15 protein-coding genes are annotated in these 18,287 nt (G+C 64.5%); 10 read left to right on the forward strand and 5 right to left on the reverse strand.

Annotated features, from left to right (window positions below; translation table 11 throughout):
* Nucleotides 1-11 precede the first annotated feature (11 nt).
* Nucleotides 12-3,521, reverse strand: coding sequence for a PAS domain-containing hybrid sensor histidine kinase/response regulator (locus tag E4K09_RS22215; protein ID WP_134499882.1), 3,510 nt, complete (start codon nt 3,519-3,521; stop codon nt 12-14).
* Nucleotides 3,522-3,837: 316 nt separating this feature from the next.
* On the opposite strand from E4K09_RS22215, the gene mscL reads away from it, so the two are divergent.
* The 3 genes from mscL (at nt 3,838) to E4K09_RS22230 (ending at nt 6,744) form a co-directional block, all read left to right on the forward strand.
* A complete protein-coding gene (gene mscL, locus E4K09_RS22220) occupies nt 3,838-4,272 on the forward strand; it encodes a large conductance mechanosensitive channel protein MscL (protein WP_134499883.1) in 435 nt (144 codons plus the stop codon).
* A 117-nt stretch (nt 4,273-4,389) separates the two neighbouring features.
* Complete coding sequence (locus E4K09_RS22225) at nt 4,390-5,592, forward strand: pyridoxal phosphate-dependent aminotransferase (RefSeq protein ID WP_134499884.1); 1,203 nt, start codon at nt 4,390-4,392, stop codon at nt 5,590-5,592.
* Between the two features lie 117 nt (nt 5,593-5,709).
* A complete protein-coding gene (locus tag E4K09_RS22230) occupies nt 5,710-6,744 on the forward strand; it encodes an AbrB family transcriptional regulator (protein WP_134499885.1) in 1,035 nt (344 codons plus the stop codon).
* A 57-nt stretch (nt 6,745-6,801) separates the two neighbouring features.
* Here the strand turns inward: E4K09_RS22230 and E4K09_RS22235 are convergent, their stop codons facing one another.
* Nucleotides 6,802-7,674 (reverse strand): MurR/RpiR family transcriptional regulator, encoded by an 873-nt coding sequence (locus tag E4K09_RS22235; protein WP_134499886.1) that lies wholly within the window; start codon nt 7,672-7,674, stop codon nt 6,802-6,804.
* A gap of 138 nt (nt 7,675-7,812) precedes the next feature.
* Here E4K09_RS22235 and E4K09_RS22240 point away from each other — a divergent pair, with 138 nt between their 5' ends.
* The 5 genes from E4K09_RS22240 to E4K09_RS22260 all read left to right on the forward strand — a co-directional run bounded on the left by E4K09_RS22240 (nt 7,813) and on the right by E4K09_RS22260 (nt 14,269).
* Nucleotides 7,813-8,598 (forward strand): N-formylglutamate amidohydrolase, encoded by a 786-nt coding sequence (locus tag E4K09_RS22240; RefSeq protein WP_134499887.1) that lies wholly within the window; start codon nt 7,813-7,815, stop codon nt 8,596-8,598.
* Nucleotides 8,599-8,662: 64 nt separating this feature from the next.
* On the forward strand, nt 8,663-10,198 hold the full coding sequence (locus tag E4K09_RS22245; protein WP_134499888.1) for an amino acid permease: 1,536 nt from the start codon (nt 8,663-8,665) through the stop codon (nt 10,196-10,198).
* 61 nt (nt 10,199-10,259) lie between these two features.
* Nucleotides 10,260-11,630, forward strand: a complete 1,371-nt coding sequence (locus E4K09_RS22250) for a glutamine synthetase family protein (RefSeq protein ID WP_134499889.1) — start codon at nt 10,260-10,262, stop codon at nt 11,628-11,630.
* A gap of 72 nt (nt 11,631-11,702) precedes the next feature.
* A complete protein-coding gene (locus E4K09_RS22255; RefSeq protein WP_134499907.1) occupies nt 11,703-13,094 on the forward strand; it encodes an aldehyde dehydrogenase family protein in 1,392 nt (463 codons plus the stop codon).
* An 11-nt stretch (nt 13,095-13,105) separates the two neighbouring features.
* Nucleotides 13,106-14,269 carry an iron-containing alcohol dehydrogenase gene (locus E4K09_RS22260; RefSeq protein ID WP_134499890.1) on the forward strand — a complete coding sequence of 388 codons (1,164 nt, stop codon included), beginning with the start codon at nt 13,106-13,108 and terminating at the stop codon, nt 14,267-14,269.
* A 63-nt stretch (nt 14,270-14,332) separates the two neighbouring features.
* On the opposite strand, the gene E4K09_RS22265 is transcribed toward E4K09_RS22260, so the two are convergent.
* Nucleotides 14,333-14,935, reverse strand: a complete 603-nt coding sequence (locus tag E4K09_RS22265) for an NADPH-dependent FMN reductase (protein ID WP_134499891.1) — start codon at nt 14,933-14,935, stop codon at nt 14,333-14,335.
* Between the two features lie 103 nt (nt 14,936-15,038).
* On the opposite strand from E4K09_RS22265, the gene E4K09_RS22270 reads away from it, so the two are divergent.
* Complete coding sequence (locus E4K09_RS22270; protein WP_134499892.1) at nt 15,039-15,431, forward strand: winged helix-turn-helix transcriptional regulator; 393 nt, start codon at nt 15,039-15,041, stop codon at nt 15,429-15,431.
* An 8-nt stretch (nt 15,432-15,439) separates the two neighbouring features.
* Here E4K09_RS22270 and E4K09_RS22275 read toward each other — a convergent pair whose 3' ends face one another.
* Nucleotides 15,440-16,099, reverse strand: coding sequence for an HAD family hydrolase (locus E4K09_RS22275; protein ID WP_134499893.1), 660 nt, complete (start codon nt 16,097-16,099; stop codon nt 15,440-15,442).
* Nucleotides 16,100-16,226: 127 nt separating this feature from the next.
* Between E4K09_RS22275 and E4K09_RS22280 the strand changes: the two genes are divergently transcribed.
* Nucleotides 16,227-17,036 (forward strand): ion transporter, encoded by an 810-nt coding sequence (locus tag E4K09_RS22280; protein WP_134499894.1) that lies wholly within the window; start codon nt 16,227-16,229, stop codon nt 17,034-17,036.
* A gap of 139 nt (nt 17,037-17,175) precedes the next feature.
* Here the strand turns inward: E4K09_RS22280 and E4K09_RS22285 are convergent, their stop codons facing one another.
* A complete protein-coding gene (locus E4K09_RS22285; RefSeq protein WP_134499908.1) occupies nt 17,176-18,282 on the reverse strand; it encodes an ABC transporter ATP-binding protein in 1,107 nt (368 codons plus the stop codon).
* Nucleotides 18,283-18,287: the final 5 nt, after the last annotated feature.

Consider the following 18,287-nt stretch of genomic DNA (forward strand, 5'->3'; position numbering starts at 1 on the left):
CCTTCATCGGATTACTCGGCCGCCACGCGCGTGGCGCGCCACTGCGTGAGCAAGGCGCGCAGGGCCGCAGGCTTCAGCGGCTTGTTGAGGACATGGACGTGCATGGCGGCGGCGGCGTCGCGCACCACCGGCGTCCGGTCCGCAGTGACGAGAACCGCAGGCGTGTTGACCTGCGTCTTCCAGCGCAAAGCCTTGATGAGTTCGAGGCCATCGGTGTCGTCGAGATGGTAATCGGCGATGATCACCTCGGGCAGAGCCTTATTGTTTCGAAGGACCTGGTGTGCCGTCTCGAGGTCTGACGCTGTCCACACCTCGCAGCTCCAGCCTGAGAGCAGAAGCCGCATTCCCTCCAGAATGGCCGGCTCGTTGTCGATCACGAGCACACGCAAACCCGACAGGACGGTCGTCATGGTCTTTGGTGGCTCGGGTGCCGCAACGGTCTCGGGCAGCGCCGCCACGACCGGCACCTCGACGCGGAACACCGAGCCGCGTCCGACTTCGGATTTGAGGCTGATCGGGTGCTTGATCACGCGCCCAATGCGCTCCACGATGGAGAGGCCGAGGCCCAGGCCCCGCGCCGCCTTCGCGCCTTGATCGAGACGCTGGAATTCCCGGAAGACGATCCGCTGCTTCGAGGGGGGAATGCCGAGGCCCGTATCCCAAACCTCCAGAACGAGATGGGAGCCGCGCCGCCGTGCACCCACGAGGACGCGGCCGGCCGGGGTGTACTTGATGGCGTTGGAGATGAGGTTCTGCAGCAGACGGCGCAACAGGCGCCGGTCGGAGCGGACCGTGAGCGACGTGGGCACGAAGGTGAGTTTCAGGCCCTTCTCTTTCGCGATGGGGTCGAACTCACGCTGGAGCTGGCGGAGCAGCTCGTCCATGCGGAAGCTCGACCATTGCGGCTTCATGGCGCCCGTGTCGAGGCGCGAGATGTCGAGAATCGCCGTGAGGATTTCCTCCACCGCATCAAGCGAGGCGTCGATGTTCTCGGCAAGCGTGGCGTCGCCAGCCTCGCGGTCGCGCTCCACGAGAGAAGTCGCGTAGAGGCGGGCGGCATTGAGCGGTTGCAGGATGTCGTGCGAGGCCGCGGCGAGGAAGCGTGTCTTGGAGATATTGGCCTCGTCGGCCTCGGCCTTCGCGCTGCGGAGCGCTTCGTTGAGGCGCGTCAGTTCTTCCGTACGCTCACGAACGCGCTGCTCGAGCGTCTCGTTGGCGCGGCGGCTCTCTTCTTCCGCCAGAACCGCGTCGGTGACATCCGTGTAGGTGGTGACGTGACCGCCGTCGGGCAGGAGGTTCGAGCGGATCTCGATCACCTTGCCGGACGGATAGAGCTTCAGGCGCACCGGCTCCACGTCATGCTGGAACGAGTGCAGGCGCGCGGCCACCTGCTCGTCGATCTTGCCGGGGCCATAGGAGCCGCGTGCGGCGTTGTAGCGGACGATGCGCTCCATGCCGATGCCGACCTGAACAAAGTTGGGCGGCATATCATAGAGATCGATGAAGGCCTGGTTCCAGGCGAGAAGCCGCAGGTCGCGGTCGATCACCGTGATACCCTGCTTGGCATAATTGAGCGCGTGCTGAAGGAGGTCGCGGCTGTGCTGGATCGCCGCCGATGCATCATCGAGCAGCTTGAGTGCGGCTTCGGTCGAGACGGTGCGGCGGCGCAGGAGAAGCGAGAGCGCGAGGCGCGAGGACGCCGTGCCGATGGCGGAGGCCAGCAGGTGCTCCGCATAGCGCAGGAGATGGATGTCGGCCTCAGCCCTGGGTTCCAGGGCCTGCCCGCGGCTGTGGCTGAAGCCCTCGAAGGAGCGCGTCGTGCGCTCCTCGCCGAGATAGCGCGACACGGTTGCGCGCAGCTCGTCCACGGTCACGCTGGCCCGGAAGAGCCGGAAGCTCGGAGCGGCGGAGGCATGCGGCTCGCCCACGAAGACATTCGCCTGGATCTGCTCCATCGCCGTTGCTGGACGCCACAAGGAGAAGGCGACATAGCAGATAATATTGAGGGTCAGGCTCCAGACGACCCCGTGGGTGAGCTGGGGCAGGTCCACGCCGAAGAGGGCGGTCGGCTTCAAGACCTGGATGCCGAAGGGGCCGGACACCACCACATCCGACCAGAACACGCCGTCCCAGACGAGGCTCGGCAGCAGGAGCGTGTAAAGCCAGGTGAGAAAGCCGACGATGAGGCCCGCGCTCGCACCGAGCGCCGTGCCGCGCGACCAGATGAGGCCTCCGAGAAAGGCGGGGGCCACCTGCGCCACGGCGGCGAAGGAGAGAAGGCCGATGGCCGCGAGCGCCGCCTCGCCGGAGACGCGGTAATAGGCGTAGCCCAGCAGGATCACGAGCACGATGGAGATGCGGCGCACCACGATGACGAAGTTGCCCGGATCGATGCCCGCGAAAGCCCTCCGGCGCAGAACGACCGGCATGACGAGGTGGTTGGAAATCATCACGGCCACGGCCACGGAATCGACGATCACCATTGCCGTGGCGGCGGAGAACCCGCCGAGGAAGGTCAGGACGGCGATCGTGCCGGCCTGGTCGGCGAGCGGCAGCGCCAAGACGGTCATGTCCCGGTCGATCCCGTCGCTCGGGAACATCGCAAGTCCCGCAAGGGCGATGGGAATGACGAACAGATTGATGAGGACGAGATAGAGCGGGAACATCCAGGCCGCCCGTTTCAGATCCCGGATGGAGTGGTTTTCCACCACGGTCACATGGAACTGGCGCGGCAGCAGTAGGGTGGCGCAGCTCGAGAGAAGAATGAGCGTGATGTAGCTGCCGAAGCCCGAGGTCCGCTCGATCAGGCTGTCGGTCGTCCCGAGCGCGATGAGGCGCTCCGTGATGCCTTCGTAGCCGTCGAACATCACGAAGGTCACGTAGCCGCCGACGGTGAGAAACGCCACGAGCTTCACGACGGACTCGACCGAGATGGCCATGATGAGCCCGTCCTGATGCTCGGTGGCGTCGGGATGACGCGTGCCGAAGGCGACCGCGAAGCCTGCGAGCACGAGAGCGACGACGAGCGCGAGATCGCCGATGAACGGCAGATTCGGCGGGGGCATGCCGTTGGATTTCGTGATGAACACGTCGAGCGAGGCCGAGACCGCCTTCAACTGGAGCGCGATATAGGGAATCGAGCCCACGAGCGCGATCAGGCTGACGATCGCGGCGACGCGCTCGCTCTTGCCGTAGCGGGCCGCGACGAAGTCGGCGATGGAGGAGATGTTCTGTGTCTTGGCGACGTGGATCACCCGTCCGACGAGAGCATGCCCGACGGTGATCACAAGAATGGGGCCGATATAGATCGCCAGGAAATCGAGGCCGGAGCGGCTCGCGAGCCCTACCGAGCCGAAGAAGGTCCAGGAGGTGCAGTAGACGGCGAGCGCCAGGGCCGAGATGGTCGAGCGCCAAGGCCCCTGGACGAAGCGCCTGCCCGCATTGTCGCCCCAATAGGCGACGGTGAACAGGAAGCAGAGATAGACCAGCGCCGATAAGACAACCGCCCAGGTGGCGACCATATGCCCTGAACCCTTACAAGAAATCCGGAAACCAGCTTTACCTCCTGGAAAGGCTCAGCGCCACTGGCAGGACAGCGCAGGGAAAGGCGCTTCACTCCGCCGGTGTGAATCGGTCGTCCATCCTGGTGACGACCGCTCCGTTCCACCATCCATGCATGCCGGGCTGAACCGAGGATCCATGGCCCCGTACGCCGGCAGGGAGTTGCCGATGGTCGTCTGCCCTCGGGTTGGCAGCGCCTCCCGGCTCCTCAACCTTGACGGCTTCATGCCACCGGACACCTATTCCACTTGACAGGCATACGAAGAGGATCCAGCCATGTGGAACGAGTTCAAGCAATTCGCCTTGCGGGGCAATGTAGTCGATCTGGCCATCGGCATCATCATCGGCGCGGCCTTCGGCAAGATCGTCGATTCCCTGGTCGGCGACATCTTCATGCCCATGATCGGAGCCGTCACGGGTGGCCTCGATTTCTCGAACTACTTCACGCCTCTCTCCGGCACGGTCACCGCCACGGCCTTGAGCGAAGCCAAGAACCAGGGCGCCGTGCTGGCCTGGGGCAACTTCATCACGGTCGCCATCAACTTCATCATCATTGCCTGGATTCTGTTCCTGCTGGTCAAGGGCATGAACCGCCTGCGCCGCACAGAGGATGCCAAAACCGGCACGGCCGAGAAGCCGCCGGAAATCCCGGCCGACGTGAAGCTGCTCACGGAAATCCGCGATCTGATGAAAACGGGCCGCACCCTGTGATCCATCACAGGTTTCGATGGAATTCTTCGCTTCTTGTCATGGATGTCCCCTGAAGGCTTGCCTTCGGCGGGTGGACGGGCCATCCCTGTGCACCCGCATGGCAAGGACCAGCCTCAGATGAACGCATCCGTTTCGGTACCCTCGACCTTAAACCTCCGGCCGGAAGCCCAGCAGGCTCCCACCAGCGGCATCGTGGATGTGTTCTCCTATGGACGAGGGCGTCCCGGCATCATTCCGCTCTGGGTGGGCGAGGGCGATCTTGCGACGCCGTCCTTCATCTGCGAGGCGGCCGCCCGCTCGCTGAAGGACGGGGAAACCTTTTACACGTATCAGCGCGGCATTCCCGAACTGCGCCAGGCCATCGCCGGCTATCATGAAAAGGTTTACCGCAAGGCGTTCGATCCGGAGCGTTTCTTCGTCACGTCCGGCGGCATGCCAGCCATGCAGATCGCCTTCCGCATGGTATGCGGCACCGGGGACGAGGTCCTGATCCCGACCCCCGCCTGGCCGAATTTCGTCGGCGCCATCACGATTGCGGGCGCGCGCCCGGTTCCCGTGCCCATGAGGATCGATGCCCGGGGCTGGCACCTCGATGTCGAGCGGCTGGAGCAGGCCATCACCCCTCGCACCCGCGTCGTCGTGTTGAACTCCCCCTCCAACCCCACCGGGTGGACGGCAAGCCACGACGATCTGCGCGCCGTGCTCGACATGGCGCGCCGCCGTGGATTGTGGATCGTGGCGGACGAGATCTATGGTCGGTTCATCCACGACCCCGTGCTGGCGGTCGAGGGGCGCGCGCCGTCCTTCCGCGATGTCATGGCGCCGGAGGACCGGGTTCTGTTCGTCCAGACCTTCTCGAAGAACTGGGCGATGACCGGATGGCGGCTCGGCTGGCTCGAGGCGCCGCCCGAGCTGGGTCAGGTGATCGAGAACCTGGTTCAGTACCAGACCTCCGGCACGCCCACCTTCATCCAGCGGGCGGGCGTCGCGGCCATCGACCAGGGCGAAGAGTTCCTGGCAGACCAGATCGCCCGCGCCAAGCGCGGCCGCAGCATCGTCGAGCGGCTCGCGGAGACGGGTCTGATCGAGCTGCCGGCTCCGACCGGCGCGTTCTATGCCTTCCTGAGGATCAAGGGGGCGACCGATTCCAAGGCCATCGCCTTCCGTCTCATCGACGAGGCGAATGTCGGCCTTGCCCCGGGAAACGCCTTCGGCGACGCGGGAGAGGGCTATCTGCGCCTGTGCTATCTCCGCAAGGCCGAGGATCTCGAGGAGGCGGTGAAGCGCATCGCCGCGGCCCTGCCGAAGCTCGTCGCTTGAGCACCGGGCGTAGGAGGCCGGCCATGCATACCCCGTCGGCGAATCCGGCGATTGACCTGAAGACCGGGGGGCTTCATTGAGCGGTCAGGCCTTTCAAGGCTTCCGACCGTTCACGATATGCCTCATATTCTCGCACATATTGCTCAGATCCTGATCGCCGGATGCGGCGGGCTCCTCTTCTACTGGCTCGGCGTGCCGGCCGCATGGCTTTCGGGCGCCGCCATCGCGGCAACCCTGTGGGGCCTGTCGGGGTACTCCGTCCCCATGCCGCGGGCGCTCGTCGATGCGGCGATGCTCATCTCCGGGGCGGCCATGGGGGCCGGGGTGACCCCGGCCGCCATCGACGCCATGGGGCGCTATCCGGGCAGTCTCGTGCTGCTGGTTGCCGGCGTTGCGGCGATCTCGTTGACGTCCACGCTCTGGCTGACGCGCGTCTTAGGCTGGCGGCCGGCCGATGCCCTGCTGGCCTCGGTGCCCGGCGCCCTCTCGACGGTGCTCGCCGTTGCCGCGAATCGCAAGGCGGACGTGCCCTCCGTCGCGATTGTGCAGAACGTGCGTCTTTTCGTGCTGATCGCGCTTCTGCCGAGCGTCATCGTGGCAATCGGGGGAGGTGGGCAGACGAATGCGCTGATTGGCCAGGGCATGCCTATCGAAAGCCCGGGCGGGTTGGCCATCATCCTGTTCGGCGGGCTCGCCCTTGGTTTCCTCCTCAGGAGGCTCAAGGTTGCCGCTCCCATTCTGCTGGGCGCGATGATCGTCAGCTCGGTCAGTCACGGAACCGAAATCGTCACCGGCGTCATTCCGCCCGTGATTGCAACCGGCGGCCTCGTGCTGATCGGCCTCTTCATCGCAGAGCGTTTCCGCAACATCCGACGCTCCACCTTGAAGCGCGCGATCGTCGCGGCCTTGGGCTCGTTTTCCGTCGGCATGGCCATTGCCGTGATCTTCTCCGCCCTCGCGGCCTGGGTCGCGGGCGTGAGCTTCGCCAACAGCCTCGTGGCCTTTGCGCCCGGCGGCCTCGAAGCCATGACCGTGCTGGCGCTCGTGCTCGGCCTGGATCCGCTTTACGTCGGCATCCACCATCTCGTCCGCTTCCTCGGCATCGGCCTGGTTCTGCCGTTTCTGATCGGCTGGCTGCAGAGGCGGGCATGATCGGCTGGATCGGTGACTTCCGAGCACAAGTCTCTTGCGACGAAGGCCGCGTGAGGCTTACGGCTTCTCGTTTCGCAGCCGCTCGACCGCTTCCATTCTGGGCTTCGCGGTCTCCCACAGGCGCTTCGTCACGGCGGCCACGAGAGCTTCCGTGATCAGGAGAAGGCCGGCGGACGAATCCCAGTTCGAGGGCGCCACGATATGCGCCGGCAGAACGTGGCGGGCCACCCGGGCGATCGGCGAGAGCCAGGGGTCCGTCAGCAGGATGACGGTTGCGCCCTGCTTGGCCCCCGCCTCGCACAGGGCGGTCACGTCCTCCTGGTAGCGGCGGATGTCGAACGCGACGATCACGTCCTTCTTGCCGATCTCGATCATCCGGTCCCGCCAGAGCACAGGCTGGCCCTCGATGTAGTCCACGTGACTGCGCACGATGCGAAGATGGCTTTCCGCATAGCGCGCCAACGCGCCGGTGAAGCGGCCGCCCGTGAAGTGGATGGGGCGACGCTGATCGCTCAGGAGTTCCACGACGGCATCGAACTCGGCGGGGGCGATGTTCTCCACGGTCGCGCGCAGGTTGCCGATGACGGATTCGGCGAAGGAGGCCAGTGCCGGGGCGCCATGAGTCTTGTCGGACGGGCTCGCCTTGGCGAGCGGTGAAAGGAGTTGCGCCTCCAGCTCCTCGCGCAGGTGCTTCTGGAACTCCGGAAAGCCGCTGAACCCGAGCCGCGTGACGAAACGGAGGACGGACGGCGCCGAAATTCCGGCCCGGGAGGCGAACTCCGCGACTGTGTCGAGCCCGGCGAACGGATAATGGCTGAGCAGCATGTGCGCCGCCCGTTTCTCGCTCGGGGTGAAGGAATCCATCTCGAGGCGAATGCGCTCGGCAAGGCTCGGCGGGTCGACATGGGGAACGGAGCTGTCGCTTTTCATGATGGATTGTTACAGTTCCCTCCTTGACGCCACCCAAAAGCTGTACCAAAAATTTCAAACAAGCAAAACCTGTAAGAAACGTACCAAGCGTCGGAATGGGGGATACCGGCCTGCCTCGGCAGAGCAAGGGAGCACCGCATGATGCATGCGAGTCGGATGGTGGCCGGCCACGAGCCCGCCCAGGCGGCCGAGCCGGTCGCCCTGGTGGAGAACCCTGAAGGGAGCTCGCCCATTCTCCTCATCTGCGAGCACGCCTCCAGGCATCTTCCGGGCCGTTATGGCACACTCGGACTCGATCCCGAACAGCTCGAGAGCCATATCGCCTGGGACCCGGGCGCCCTCGGGGTCGCGAAGGAGCTGTCGCGGCTTCTCGATGCGCCGCTGATCCATGCGGGCGTTTCGCGGCTGGTGCTCGACCTGAACCGCGATCCGGCGGCGCCCGATTCCATCTGGACCTTGAGCGAGCGCACGGTCGTCCCCGGTAACCAGAACCTCGACCCGGCCGAGCGCGCCTATCGTGTTCGAGAGGTGTACGAGGCGTTTCACGGGATAGTCGACCGGTTCATCGAGCCTCGCGCGGGGACGGGGCAGACGCGCAGCGTCGTCACCATCCATTCGTTCACGCCCGTTTACCGCGATGTGCCGCGTCCCTGGCATGTGGGCCTCATCTTCGATCGCGACGAGCGCTTCGCGCGCAGCGTGGAGGGCGGGCTGCGCCAGGACCCGATGCTCGTCGTGGGCATGAACCAACCCTATTCGCCAGCGGACCGGGTGTTCCACACCCTCGAGCGCCATGCCGATAGGCGCGGGCTCGCGCCGCTGATGATCGAAATCCGCAATGATCTGATCCGCACGGAAGACGGACAGGCGTCGTGGGCTCGCCGCCTTGCGCCACTTTTGAGGGAGGGGGCGCAAAGGCTGTAACGGAATGCCATGGCGCATGAGGCGCTTTGGTTCGAGAGGCAGACTATTCGTGGAGGAAGAGTCGATGTCATTGGGACAAGGAAGTTCAGGGGTTCATGCCCCGCCAGCCGGAGCGCAGAATGCCGCCGGCGTCACCTATACGACCGTGGATGAAACCTATTTCGAGGCGCGGCGTCTCAAGCGCCACGCGCGCGTCTGGTCGCTCTGGGCGCTGGGCGTCGGGGCCGTGATCTCGGGCCATTACTCAGGCTGGAACCTCGGGTTGGCCAATGGTTTCGGCTCCATGTTCTTCGCCACCATCATCATCGCCATCATGTATCTGGGCCTCACCTTCTCGATCGCCGAGATGTCGCCGGCCCTGCCGCATACGGGCGGCGCCTATTCCTTCGCGCGCACCTCCATGGGGCCCTGGGCGGGATACATCACGGGTATCGCCGAGAACATCGAGTTCGTGCTCACCCCGGCGGTGATCGTGTTCTTCATCGGCTCGTATCTGTCGGCGATCTTCGGCACGGCCCCGGAGTTCCAGCCGGTCTACTGGGTGCTCTGCTATGCCTTGTTCGTGGGCCTCAACATCGTCGGCGTCGAGCTCTCGTTCAAGGTGACCGTCACGGTGACGGTGCTGGCCCTGGCATGCCTCGTGGTGTTCTACGTGTCGGTGCTGCTCTCGGGGCAGTTCGACTTCTCGCGCTGGGCGCTCAACATCGGCCCCGATGGCGCCGAGCTGCCGAACGGCGGCGGGCCGTTCCTGCCGATGGGCATCGCCGGCATCTTCGCCACCATGCCGTTCGCCGTGTGGCTGTTCCTCGCCATCGAGCAGCTGCCGCTGGCGGCCGAGGAATCCCACGATCCGCAGCGCGACATGCCCAAGGGCATCATCGCCGGTATCCTCACGCTGATCGTCTCCGCCTTCTGCGTGGTGTTCCTGAACTCGGGCATCGCACCGGGGTCGTTCGGGATCGCGAAATCCGGCGAGCCGCTGCTCGATGGCTTCCGCACCCTCTTCGGAACGGATATCGCGAAGATCCTGGCGGCTGTCGCCGTGATCGGCCTCATCGCCTCGTTCCACACGATCATCTTCGCCTTCGGGCGGCAGATCTACTCGCTCTCGCGGGCCGGCTACTTCCCGTCCTTCCTGTCGGTCACCCACGGGACACGCAAGTCGCCGCATGTGGCGCTCATCACGGGTGCGCTGCTGGGCCTTGCCGTGATGCTGATCATCTGGTTCGTCAGGGGATCGGAGGCCGGCGCCACGGTCATCGGCGGCACATTGCTCAACATGGCTGTCGCAGGCGCCATGCTGGCCTATTTCATGCAGGGCATGTCCTACGTCGTCCTCAAGAAGAAGTTCCCGCATCTGGCGCGGCCCTACAGGAGCCCGTTCGGCATCGCAGGCGCGGTCGTCTGCATGGTGATCGCCGCCGTCACCCTGTACTTCCAGTTCACCGATCCGGTGTTCCGGACAGCCGTGTTCGGCGTGGCGATCTACTACGCCGTGATGATGGCCTATTTCCTGCTGATCGGGCGCCATAAGCTCATCCTCTCGCCGGAGGAGGAGTTCGCTCTCACAAAGGGCGAGGCCGAGTACAGGTCCTATTGATCGCAGTCCGGGAGCGCGCACGATGTGCGCTCCCTCCACCTTTTCGTTGGGATTTTCGAGCATGACCGCTCCCACAATCAAGAACGCTGCCGATGCCGTGGAATATGTGCGCAGCCGCGACCTGCCTTTCGTGAAGATCGGGCTGACCGATGTCGACGGCATCATGCGCGGCAAATACATGGCCCGCGACAAGTTCGAATCCGCGCTCGAGAAAGGATTCGGCTTCTGCGACGTGGTTCTCGGCTGGGACTCCAACGATCAGCTCTACGACAACACCACGCTGACCGGCTGGCACACCGCCTATCCGGACGCGACCGCGCGCGTTCTGCCCGAGACGATGCGCCTCATCCCGTTCGAGAACGACCTGCCGTTCTTCCTGGCGGAGTTCGACGGCTATGCGGAGCCCGCCTGTCCACGCGGCGTGCTGCGGCGCGTGCTGAAGAAGGCGGAGGATATGGGCTTTGCCGTGTCGGCCGCAGCGGAGTTCGAGTTCTTCCTCTTCGAGGAAACGCCTCATTCCGTCCGCGAGAAGGACTACCGGAACCTGAAGAACATCACCCCAGGCTTCTTCGGCTATTCGGTGCTGCGCTCGGGCGTGCACGCGGATTTCTACCATGAGCTCCTCGATCTTGCGAACAGGATGGATTTCGAGATCGAGGGTCTGCACACCGAAACCGGCCCCGGCGTGCTCGAAGCCGCGATCCGGGTCGACGATGCGCTGCGTGCGGCCGACAAGGCGGTTCTGTTCAAGACCTATACGAAGATCCTGGCCCAGCGGCGCGGCTGGATGGCCACATTCATGGCCAAATGGTCTTCTGACTGGCCCGGCCAGTCGGGCCACCTGCATTCGTCGTTGCGCGACCGCTTGACGGGCAAGGGCGCGTTCTATGACGGGCAGGCGAAGCACGGCATGTCCGACACCATGCGCTGGTATGTGGGAGGCCAGCAGCAGCTGATGCCCGAGATCCTCGCCATGGTGGCCTGCACGGTGAACAGCTACACCCGTCTCATTCCGGGTTTCTGGGCTCCCACCGACTCCGCCTGGGGGGTGGAAAACCGCACTACGGCGCTGCGCGTCATCCCCGGTTCCGAGAAGTCGCAGCGCGTGGAGTACCGGGTCGCCGCCGCCGACATCAATCCCTATATCGCCCTTGCCGCCGCCATCGGCTCCGGCCTCTGGGGCATTGAGAACCGCGTCGATCCCGGCGAGCCGATCCAGGGCAATGCCTATACGGTGGAACACCCCAAAGAGCGGGCCCTGCCGCGCTCCCTGGGCGAGGCCGCCGAGCGGCTGAGGAACTCGCAGGCCGCGCGCCAGCTCTTCGGCGATACCTTCGTGGATCATTACGCGGCAACGCGCGAATGGGAGGAGCGGGAGGCGCGCAAGGCCATCACCGACTGGCAGCTCGCCCGTTACTTCGAAATCATCTAAAAGCCTTTTTGACGTTCAACACAGGAGAAGACGATGGTTCTCACCGAACCATCGTCCTTCAATGCAAAGATCATGGCTGATACCGATATCGTCTGTATTTCCCCCGTCGACGGGCGCGAGCTGGTTCGGCGCCCCGTCATGTCCGAGGCCGCCATCGATACGGCGATCTCCTCCGCCCGCAGCGCGCAAGTGGCATGGCGCAACGTGCCGCTGGCGGAGCGTGCGAGCAAGGTTTCGGCCTTCCTCGACGCGCTGCTCGCCATGAACCAGGAGGTCGTGCCCGAGATTGCCCAGATGATGGGACGTCCGGTGCGCTATGGCGGCGAGTTCCGCGGCGTGGAGGAGCGCGCCCGCTACATGATCCGCATCGCGGAGAGGAGCCTCCAGAGCATCCCCGCGGACGACGAGAAGCCGGGCTTCCGCCGCATGATCAAGCGCGAGCCCGTCGGTCTCGTGCTCGTGATCGCACCCTGGAACTACCCGTATCTCACGGCGATCAACACCATCGTGCCGGCTCTCATGGCCGGTAACGCGGTGCTTCTGAAGCATGCCTCGCAGACCGTTCTGGCGGGCGAGCGCTTCCAGATGGCGATGGATCGCGCGGGGCTGCCGAAGGGCCTGTTCCAGAACCTGCATCTCAGTCACGATCAGACGGCTCGCATCCTGAGCGGCGGCCTCGTCGATCACTGCAATTTCACCGGCTCCGTGGGCGGCGGTCGCGCCATCGAGCGTGCGGCGGCCGGAACCTTCACGTCGCTTGGCCTCGAACTCGGCGGCAAGGACCCGGCTTACGTGCGCGAGGATGCGAACATCGATCATGCCATCGAGAACCTGGTCGACGGCGCCTTCTTCAATTCGGGCCAATGCTGCTGCGGAATCGAGCGCATCTATGTGCATGAGAAGCATTATGACCGGTTCGTCGAAGGCGCCGTCGATCTCGTGAGCCAATACGTGCTCGGCAATCCGCTGGATGAGGCAACGACCCTCGGGCCGATGGCGCACAAGCGCTTCGCCGATCTCGTGCGGGAACAGAACGCGGAAGCCGTCGCGAAGGGCGCGACGGCGCATATCGATGCCAGAAAATTCCCGGCGGACGTGGGCGGCACGGCCTATCTCGCGCCGCAGGTTCTGACCAACGTCGATCACGCCATGAGCGTGATGCGCGAGGAGAGCTTCGGCCCCACCGTCGGTATCATGAAGGTGAAGGGTGACGAGGAGGCGATCCGCCTCATGAACGACTCGGCGTATGGCCTCTCGGCGGCGATCTGGACCTCCGACGTGGATGCGGCCGAAGCCATCGGCGAGAAGCTCGAGACCGGCACCGTCTTCATGAACCGCTGCGACTATCTCGATCCCGCTCTCGCTTGGACCGGCGTGAAGGATACGGGCCGCGGCGCAAGCCTGTCGCGGCTGGCCTACGAGTCGCTCACCCGTCCGAAATCCTACCACCTCCGTCAGATCTGATCGAACCCATCATGACCACCTCTCCCCGCTCCAACTGGAACTACCCCACCGCCGTCCGCTTCGGCGCAGGCCGCATTGCGGAACTGGCCGAGGCCTGCAAGGCCGTGGGCATGCAGGCCCCGCTCATCGTCACGGATCCGTTTCTCGCCACGCAAACCATGACGAAGGCGGCGTTGGATCAGCTGACCGGCGCAGGCCTGAAGGCTGCGATCTTCTCGGACATCAAGCCGAACCCGGTCGAAACGAACGTCTACAGGGGTCTCGAGGCCTTGAAGGCGGGCGGTCATGACGGTGTCGTGGCCTTCGGCGGCGGCTCGGCGCTGGATGCCGGCAAGGTCATCGCCTTCATGGCGGGCCAGACCCGTCCCATGTGGGATTTCGAGGATATCGGCGACTGGTGGACCCGGGCTGACCCCAAGGGGATCCAGCCGATCATCGCCGTGCCGACCACCGCAGGCACAGGCTCCGAAGTCGGGCGCGCGGGCGTGATCACGCAGGAGGCCACCCACACCAAGAAGGTGATCTTCCATCCGCTCATGATGCCGAAGATCGTGATCTGCGACCCGGAGCTCACCGTCGGAATGCCGCCGCACATCACAGCCGGCACCGGTCTCGACGCGCTCGCCCATTGCATCGAGGCGTATTGCGCACCGGGCTATCACCCGATGGCGGACGGCATCGCCGTCGAGGGGATTCGCCTCGTGAAGGAATATCTCCCGCGCGCCTACAGGGACGGCAAGGACATCGAGGCACGGGCGCAGATGATGTCGGCCGCCGCCATGGGCGCCACCGCGTTCCAGAAGGGGCTTGGCGCGATCCATGCGCTCTCGCATCCGACCGGGGCGCTCTACGACACGCATCACGGACTGACTAACGCGGTCTTCATGCCCTATGTGCTGGTCTATAACCGCCAGGCCATCGAAAAGAGGATCGAGCGCCTCGCCGCCTATATCGGTCTCGAGCCCTCGTTCCAGGCTTTCCTCGACTGGGTGCTGCAACTGCGCAAGGATCTCGGCGTGCCCCACACGCTCGAGGGCTTGAAAGTCGACAGCGCACGCTTCGACGAGATGTCGGAAATGGCGCCCAACGATCCCACGGCTGGCGGAAACCCGGTGCCGATCACCAGGGACAGCGCCCGCAAGCTCTTCGATGATGCACTCGCCGGGCGGGTTTGATCGTGAAAAGGCCTCGCTGACGCGTCAGCGAGGCCTCTTACGCCTTGCATGTCGATGGCTGCGTCAAGCCGCCTGAGCCTTGGTTTCCAGAGACGCCTTGTGCTGTCGGCGAAGAGCCTTCAGGCCTTCAGCCCACCGGTGCAACTCGTCCAGCATCGTGGCGGCAGAGGTATTGTAGATGTCGGCGGGCTTCAGTTTCCCGTTCTCCAGGTTCTGGAACACCATCGGCATCGGCACGCCTTCCGGAATCGGCATCACCTTGAACGTTGAGAGAATCTGCTTGGTCATCTGGACGGCGCGCATGCCGCCCGAGATGCCGCCATAGCTCACGAAGCCGGCGGGCGTGTAGTTCCACTCAAGCGCCAGATAGTTCAGGGCATTCAGGAGCGACGGCGGCGGTCCGAAATTGTATTCGGGCGTGACGAACACGAACGCATCCGCAGAGGCGACGCTTTCGCTCCAGGCCTTGGTATGGGCATGGTGATAATGTCTCAGACGCGGATGCTCAGGCTCGTCGAAGACGGGCAAGTTGAACTCAGCGAGATCAACCAGGACAGGGTCGAACTTGCCGTGCTCGGCGGCAAAGTCGTTGAACCACTGCGCGATGCCGGGACCGATGCGGCCGGGGCGCGTGCTGGCCACGATGGTGTGAAGCTTGAGCGTCATCTGATATCCTGAATTTGCAAGCGGCGGGAACAGGCCTTAGGTTACCTTACGTAACCGAGGCTCATTAGGTAACTTGCCGGGTTCCTTGCAAGGAGGCACTTTCATGACACCCAGTCACATCCATGTGCCCACCGACTGCCGCACGGTCACGGAAATTCTCTCCCGGGTCGGCGACAAGTGGAGCGTCCAGGTTGTGGTGCAGCTTGGGGGTGAGCCTAAGAGGTTCAATGAGTTACGCCGTGATGTCGGGGGAATCTCGCAGCGCATGCTGACCCTGACGCTTCGTGGGTTGGAGCGTGATGGGCTCGTCACGCGCAAGATCTATCCCACGATCCCGCCGCGAGTGGAGTACCGGCTCACAGAGCTGGGTTGCAGTCTGCTCAACACTGTGCGGGCGCTGGGCTCGTGGGCCATCGAGAACCGGGACCACATTCTAGAGGCGCGGCGGCGCTTCGACGAGGCCACCGGCCATGGGCCGGGAGCCGACGGCGCCTGAGCCTGACCTCAGGCAGCCGCCCTGCTGTTCAGCTCATCCCAGAGCGCGGCGGCGTGGAAGTCCTCGATGGTCGCATCGGCGCCGATGTCACGCATCTCACGCGCGGTCAGGCCGGTCAGGATTCCGAACGAGTAGAGGCCAGCCGCCTTGGCGGCCCTCATACCCGAGGGAGAATCCTCGAAGGCGATGGCGTCGCTCGCATGCACGCCGAGCCGTTCCAGGGCGGTGAGATAGGGAAGCGGATCCGGCTTCCCGCGCTCCACCTGCTCGATCGTGATCTGGACCGGGAACCGCTCCGTGACCCCCAGGACGTCGAGCATGTGCTCCGCGTTCAGGCGGGGGGCATTGGTCACGAGCGCGATCTTGATCCCACGCTGGTCCGCCCAGTCGAGAAGGTCGATAAGGCCGTCCAGCGGCTTCAGCTCCAGCGCCAAGCGGCGGAAGGTTGCCTCCTTCTCGTCCGCGAAGGCGACATGCTCCTCCGCCGAACGACCGGGAAGAAGGCTGGCGAAGATGGCCTCGTTCGTCCGGCCGATGATCGTGGAGCGATAGATCTCTTCATCGATTCTGACGCCTTCAGGCTTCAGGACCTCGGAAAACGCCCGCAAATGGACCGGATCACTGTGAACCAGGGTGCCGTCCATGTCGAAAATCAAGGCTTTGAGCATTCGTCCATCTCGTGAAAATCTGCGGGACATCCCTAAACCGCTTCGTTTCGAAAGACACCCTGCTGGAATTGCAGGTCTGCCATATAGATAATGTGAGGGTCCGGGAACCGAAAGAAACGCGATTTCCATGCAGTCTCGAAACCTTCGCCAAGCCTTTGCAGCCTCCTGCGGGAGATCGGTCGAGAGGCTCAGGTTCCTGTACGAAGGCGGTTCTCCCGAGGCTCATCGCTTTCGCTATGGACTTCTCCTCTTCGATACCGCGACCATTCTCTTCATCGTCGTCACGTCGTTCCTGCCGCGTGATGAGGTCACGGAGTGGGTTGATGTGGCAATCGGCCTGGCGGTTCTGGCCGACTTCCTGGCCCGGATCGTCATCAGCCGCAACCGGTGGCGGGATCTCGCCCATCCAGTCACCCTCGCCGACATCGCCTCCATCATCTCTTTCCTGGCACCCGTGGTCGGCGAAGGCATCGGGTTCCTGCGGATCCTGCGCACGGTGCGACTCCTGCGAACCTACCAGCTCCTGGCGCGGCTGCGCGCGGACAGCGCGTTCTTCCGGCACAATGAGGAGCTGATCATCGCGACCGTCAATCTCGGCGTCTTCATCTTCATCATGACGGGATTCGTGTACGAGACCCAGCGCTGGACCAACGGAGAGATCCGCAACTACGTGGATGCGCTCTATTTCACCATCGCGGCGCTCACCACGACCGGGTTCGGCGACATCACGCTCACAGGCACGCTGGGACACCTGCTCTCGGTCGTCATCATGATCTTCGGCGTGACGCTGTTCCTGCGCCTCGTTCAGGTTCTGCTCCGGCCCAACAAGGTGCGCCATGCCTGCCCGGTCTGCGGATTGCAGCGGCATGACAGGGACGCGGTTCATTGCAAGGCCTGCGGCACGATCCTCAACATTCCGGATGAGGGGGCCGTCTAGAGCATCGGACGAGAAAAGTGGATTTGCACTTTTGGGATCAATCCGATGCTCCGCTCTTAGGCGGGCGCATCGTCTGCTGCGGGTCGCTGACGCGGTCCTCCGGGTCCGCACGATGGGCGAGAGCATTCCCGGCGAGGCGTCAGGCTCCGGGAATGATCGCGATCCCGCGCTGCGTGGCGAAGGAGATCGCGACCGGGGTGCCAGGAGCGATCGGGTCCTTGCGGCCGTACTGGACGATGAAGAGGTTCCCGATGGGGCTCTCCACCTCGTACTCCACCTGGGTGCCGAGATAGGATGCCTTCCTGACCGTGCCCGCAGCCTTGCCGGCGCCCGTGGAGGTGTCGTCCAGCGTGATCGCGTCGGGGCGAACGGCGAGCTTCACGGGCCCCTGGCCCACACCGCGGCGAGGAAGCTGGAGGCTGATCCCGCCGATCCTCACATGGGCCGTCTCTCCCGCGCCGTCGACGACCTCGCCGGAGATGATATTGGCGTCCCCGATGAAGTCGGCGACGAACAGGTCCGCCGGCTCCTCGTAGAGCTCGCGCGGCGTGCCCGTCTGCGCGATGCGGGCGTTCGACATCACGATGATGCGGTCGGAGACGGCGAGCGCCTCTTCCTGGTCGTGGGTGACATAGGCGACGGTGAGGTTGAGGCTCTGCTGCAGTTCGCGGATATCCTCGCGCACGCGGCGCCGCAGCTTGGCGTCCAGGTTCGACAGGGGCTCGTCGAACAGCAGCACCTGAGGCTCCAGCACGAGGGCGCGTGCGACGGCGACGCGCTGCTGCTGACCGCCGGAGAGCTCCGAGGGCGCGCGGTTCTCCAGGCCCTTCAGACCGATCAGGGCGAGCTTCTCCATCGCCATGTCATGGGCATTCTTCTTCGAGATGCCCTGGACGGTCGGTCCATAGGCCACATTCTCCAGAACCGACATATGCGGGAAGAGCGCATAGGACTGGAACACCATGCTCACGTCGCGGTCGGCGGCAGAGAGGCGGGTCACGTCGCGCCCGCCGATCAGGATCTGGCCCTCGCTCGCCATTTCGAGCCCCGCGATCATGCGCAGCGTCGTGGTCTTGCCGCAGCCGGAGGGGCCGAGCAGCGTCACGAGCTGACCCGGCTCGATGGTGAAGGACACGTCGTCCACGGCGGTGACGCTGCCGTAACGTTTCGTCACGTTGCGGAATTCGACCGAAGCCGCCTGCTTCTTGGACGTCGGGGAGCGGGACAGCGAGCTGATGGAGGACATCTGGT

The organism is Microvirga pakistanensis, from assembly GCF_004458765.1.
In the GTDB taxonomy this organism is placed as follows: domain Bacteria; phylum Pseudomonadota; class Alphaproteobacteria; order Rhizobiales; family Beijerinckiaceae; genus Microvirga; species Microvirga pakistanensis.

What these genes read in the sequence shown, in the direction of transcription:
- E4K09_RS22225 (WP_134499884.1), top strand. Translation starts at nt 4,390, where the DNA reads ATGAACGCATCCGTTTCGGTACCCTCGACCTTAAACCTCCGGCCGGAA.
- E4K09_RS22240 (WP_134499887.1), top strand. Translation starts at nt 7,813, where the DNA reads ATGATGCATGCGAGTCGGATGGTGGCCGGCCACGAGCCCGCCCAGGCG.
- E4K09_RS22285 (WP_134499908.1), bottom strand. Translation starts at nt 18,282, where the DNA reads ATGTCCTCCATCAGCTCGCTGTCCCGCTCCCCGACGTCCAAGAAGCAG.
- E4K09_RS22245 (WP_134499888.1), top strand. Translation starts at nt 8,663, where the DNA reads ATGTCATTGGGACAAGGAAGTTCAGGGGTTCATGCCCCGCCAGCCGGA.
- E4K09_RS22270 (WP_134499892.1), top strand. Translation starts at nt 15,039, where the DNA reads ATGACACCCAGTCACATCCATGTGCCCACCGACTGCCGCACGGTCACG.
- E4K09_RS22235 (WP_134499886.1), bottom strand. Translation starts at nt 7,674, where the DNA reads ATGAAAAGCGACAGCTCCGTTCCCCATGTCGACCCGCCGAGCCTTGCC.
- E4K09_RS22265 (WP_134499891.1), bottom strand. Translation starts at nt 14,935, where the DNA reads ATGACGCTCAAGCTTCACACCATCGTGGCCAGCACGCGCCCCGGCCGC.
- E4K09_RS22215 (WP_134499882.1), bottom strand. Translation starts at nt 3,521, where the DNA reads ATGGTCGCCACCTGGGCGGTTGTCTTATCGGCGCTGGTCTATCTCTGC.
- E4K09_RS22230 (WP_134499885.1), top strand. Translation starts at nt 5,710, where the DNA reads ATGCCTCATATTCTCGCACATATTGCTCAGATCCTGATCGCCGGATGC.
- E4K09_RS22255 (WP_134499907.1), top strand. Translation starts at nt 11,703, where the DNA reads ATGGCTGATACCGATATCGTCTGTATTTCCCCCGTCGACGGGCGCGAG.
- E4K09_RS22280 (WP_134499894.1), top strand. Translation starts at nt 16,227, where the DNA reads ATGCAGTCTCGAAACCTTCGCCAAGCCTTTGCAGCCTCCTGCGGGAGA.
- E4K09_RS22275 (WP_134499893.1), bottom strand. Translation starts at nt 16,099, where the DNA reads ATGCTCAAAGCCTTGATTTTCGACATGGACGGCACCCTGGTTCACAGT.
- E4K09_RS22260 (WP_134499890.1), top strand. Translation starts at nt 13,106, where the DNA reads ATGACCACCTCTCCCCGCTCCAACTGGAACTACCCCACCGCCGTCCGC.
- mscL (WP_134499883.1), top strand. Translation starts at nt 3,838, where the DNA reads ATGTGGAACGAGTTCAAGCAATTCGCCTTGCGGGGCAATGTAGTCGAT.
- E4K09_RS22250 (WP_134499889.1), top strand. Translation starts at nt 10,260, where the DNA reads ATGACCGCTCCCACAATCAAGAACGCTGCCGATGCCGTGGAATATGTG.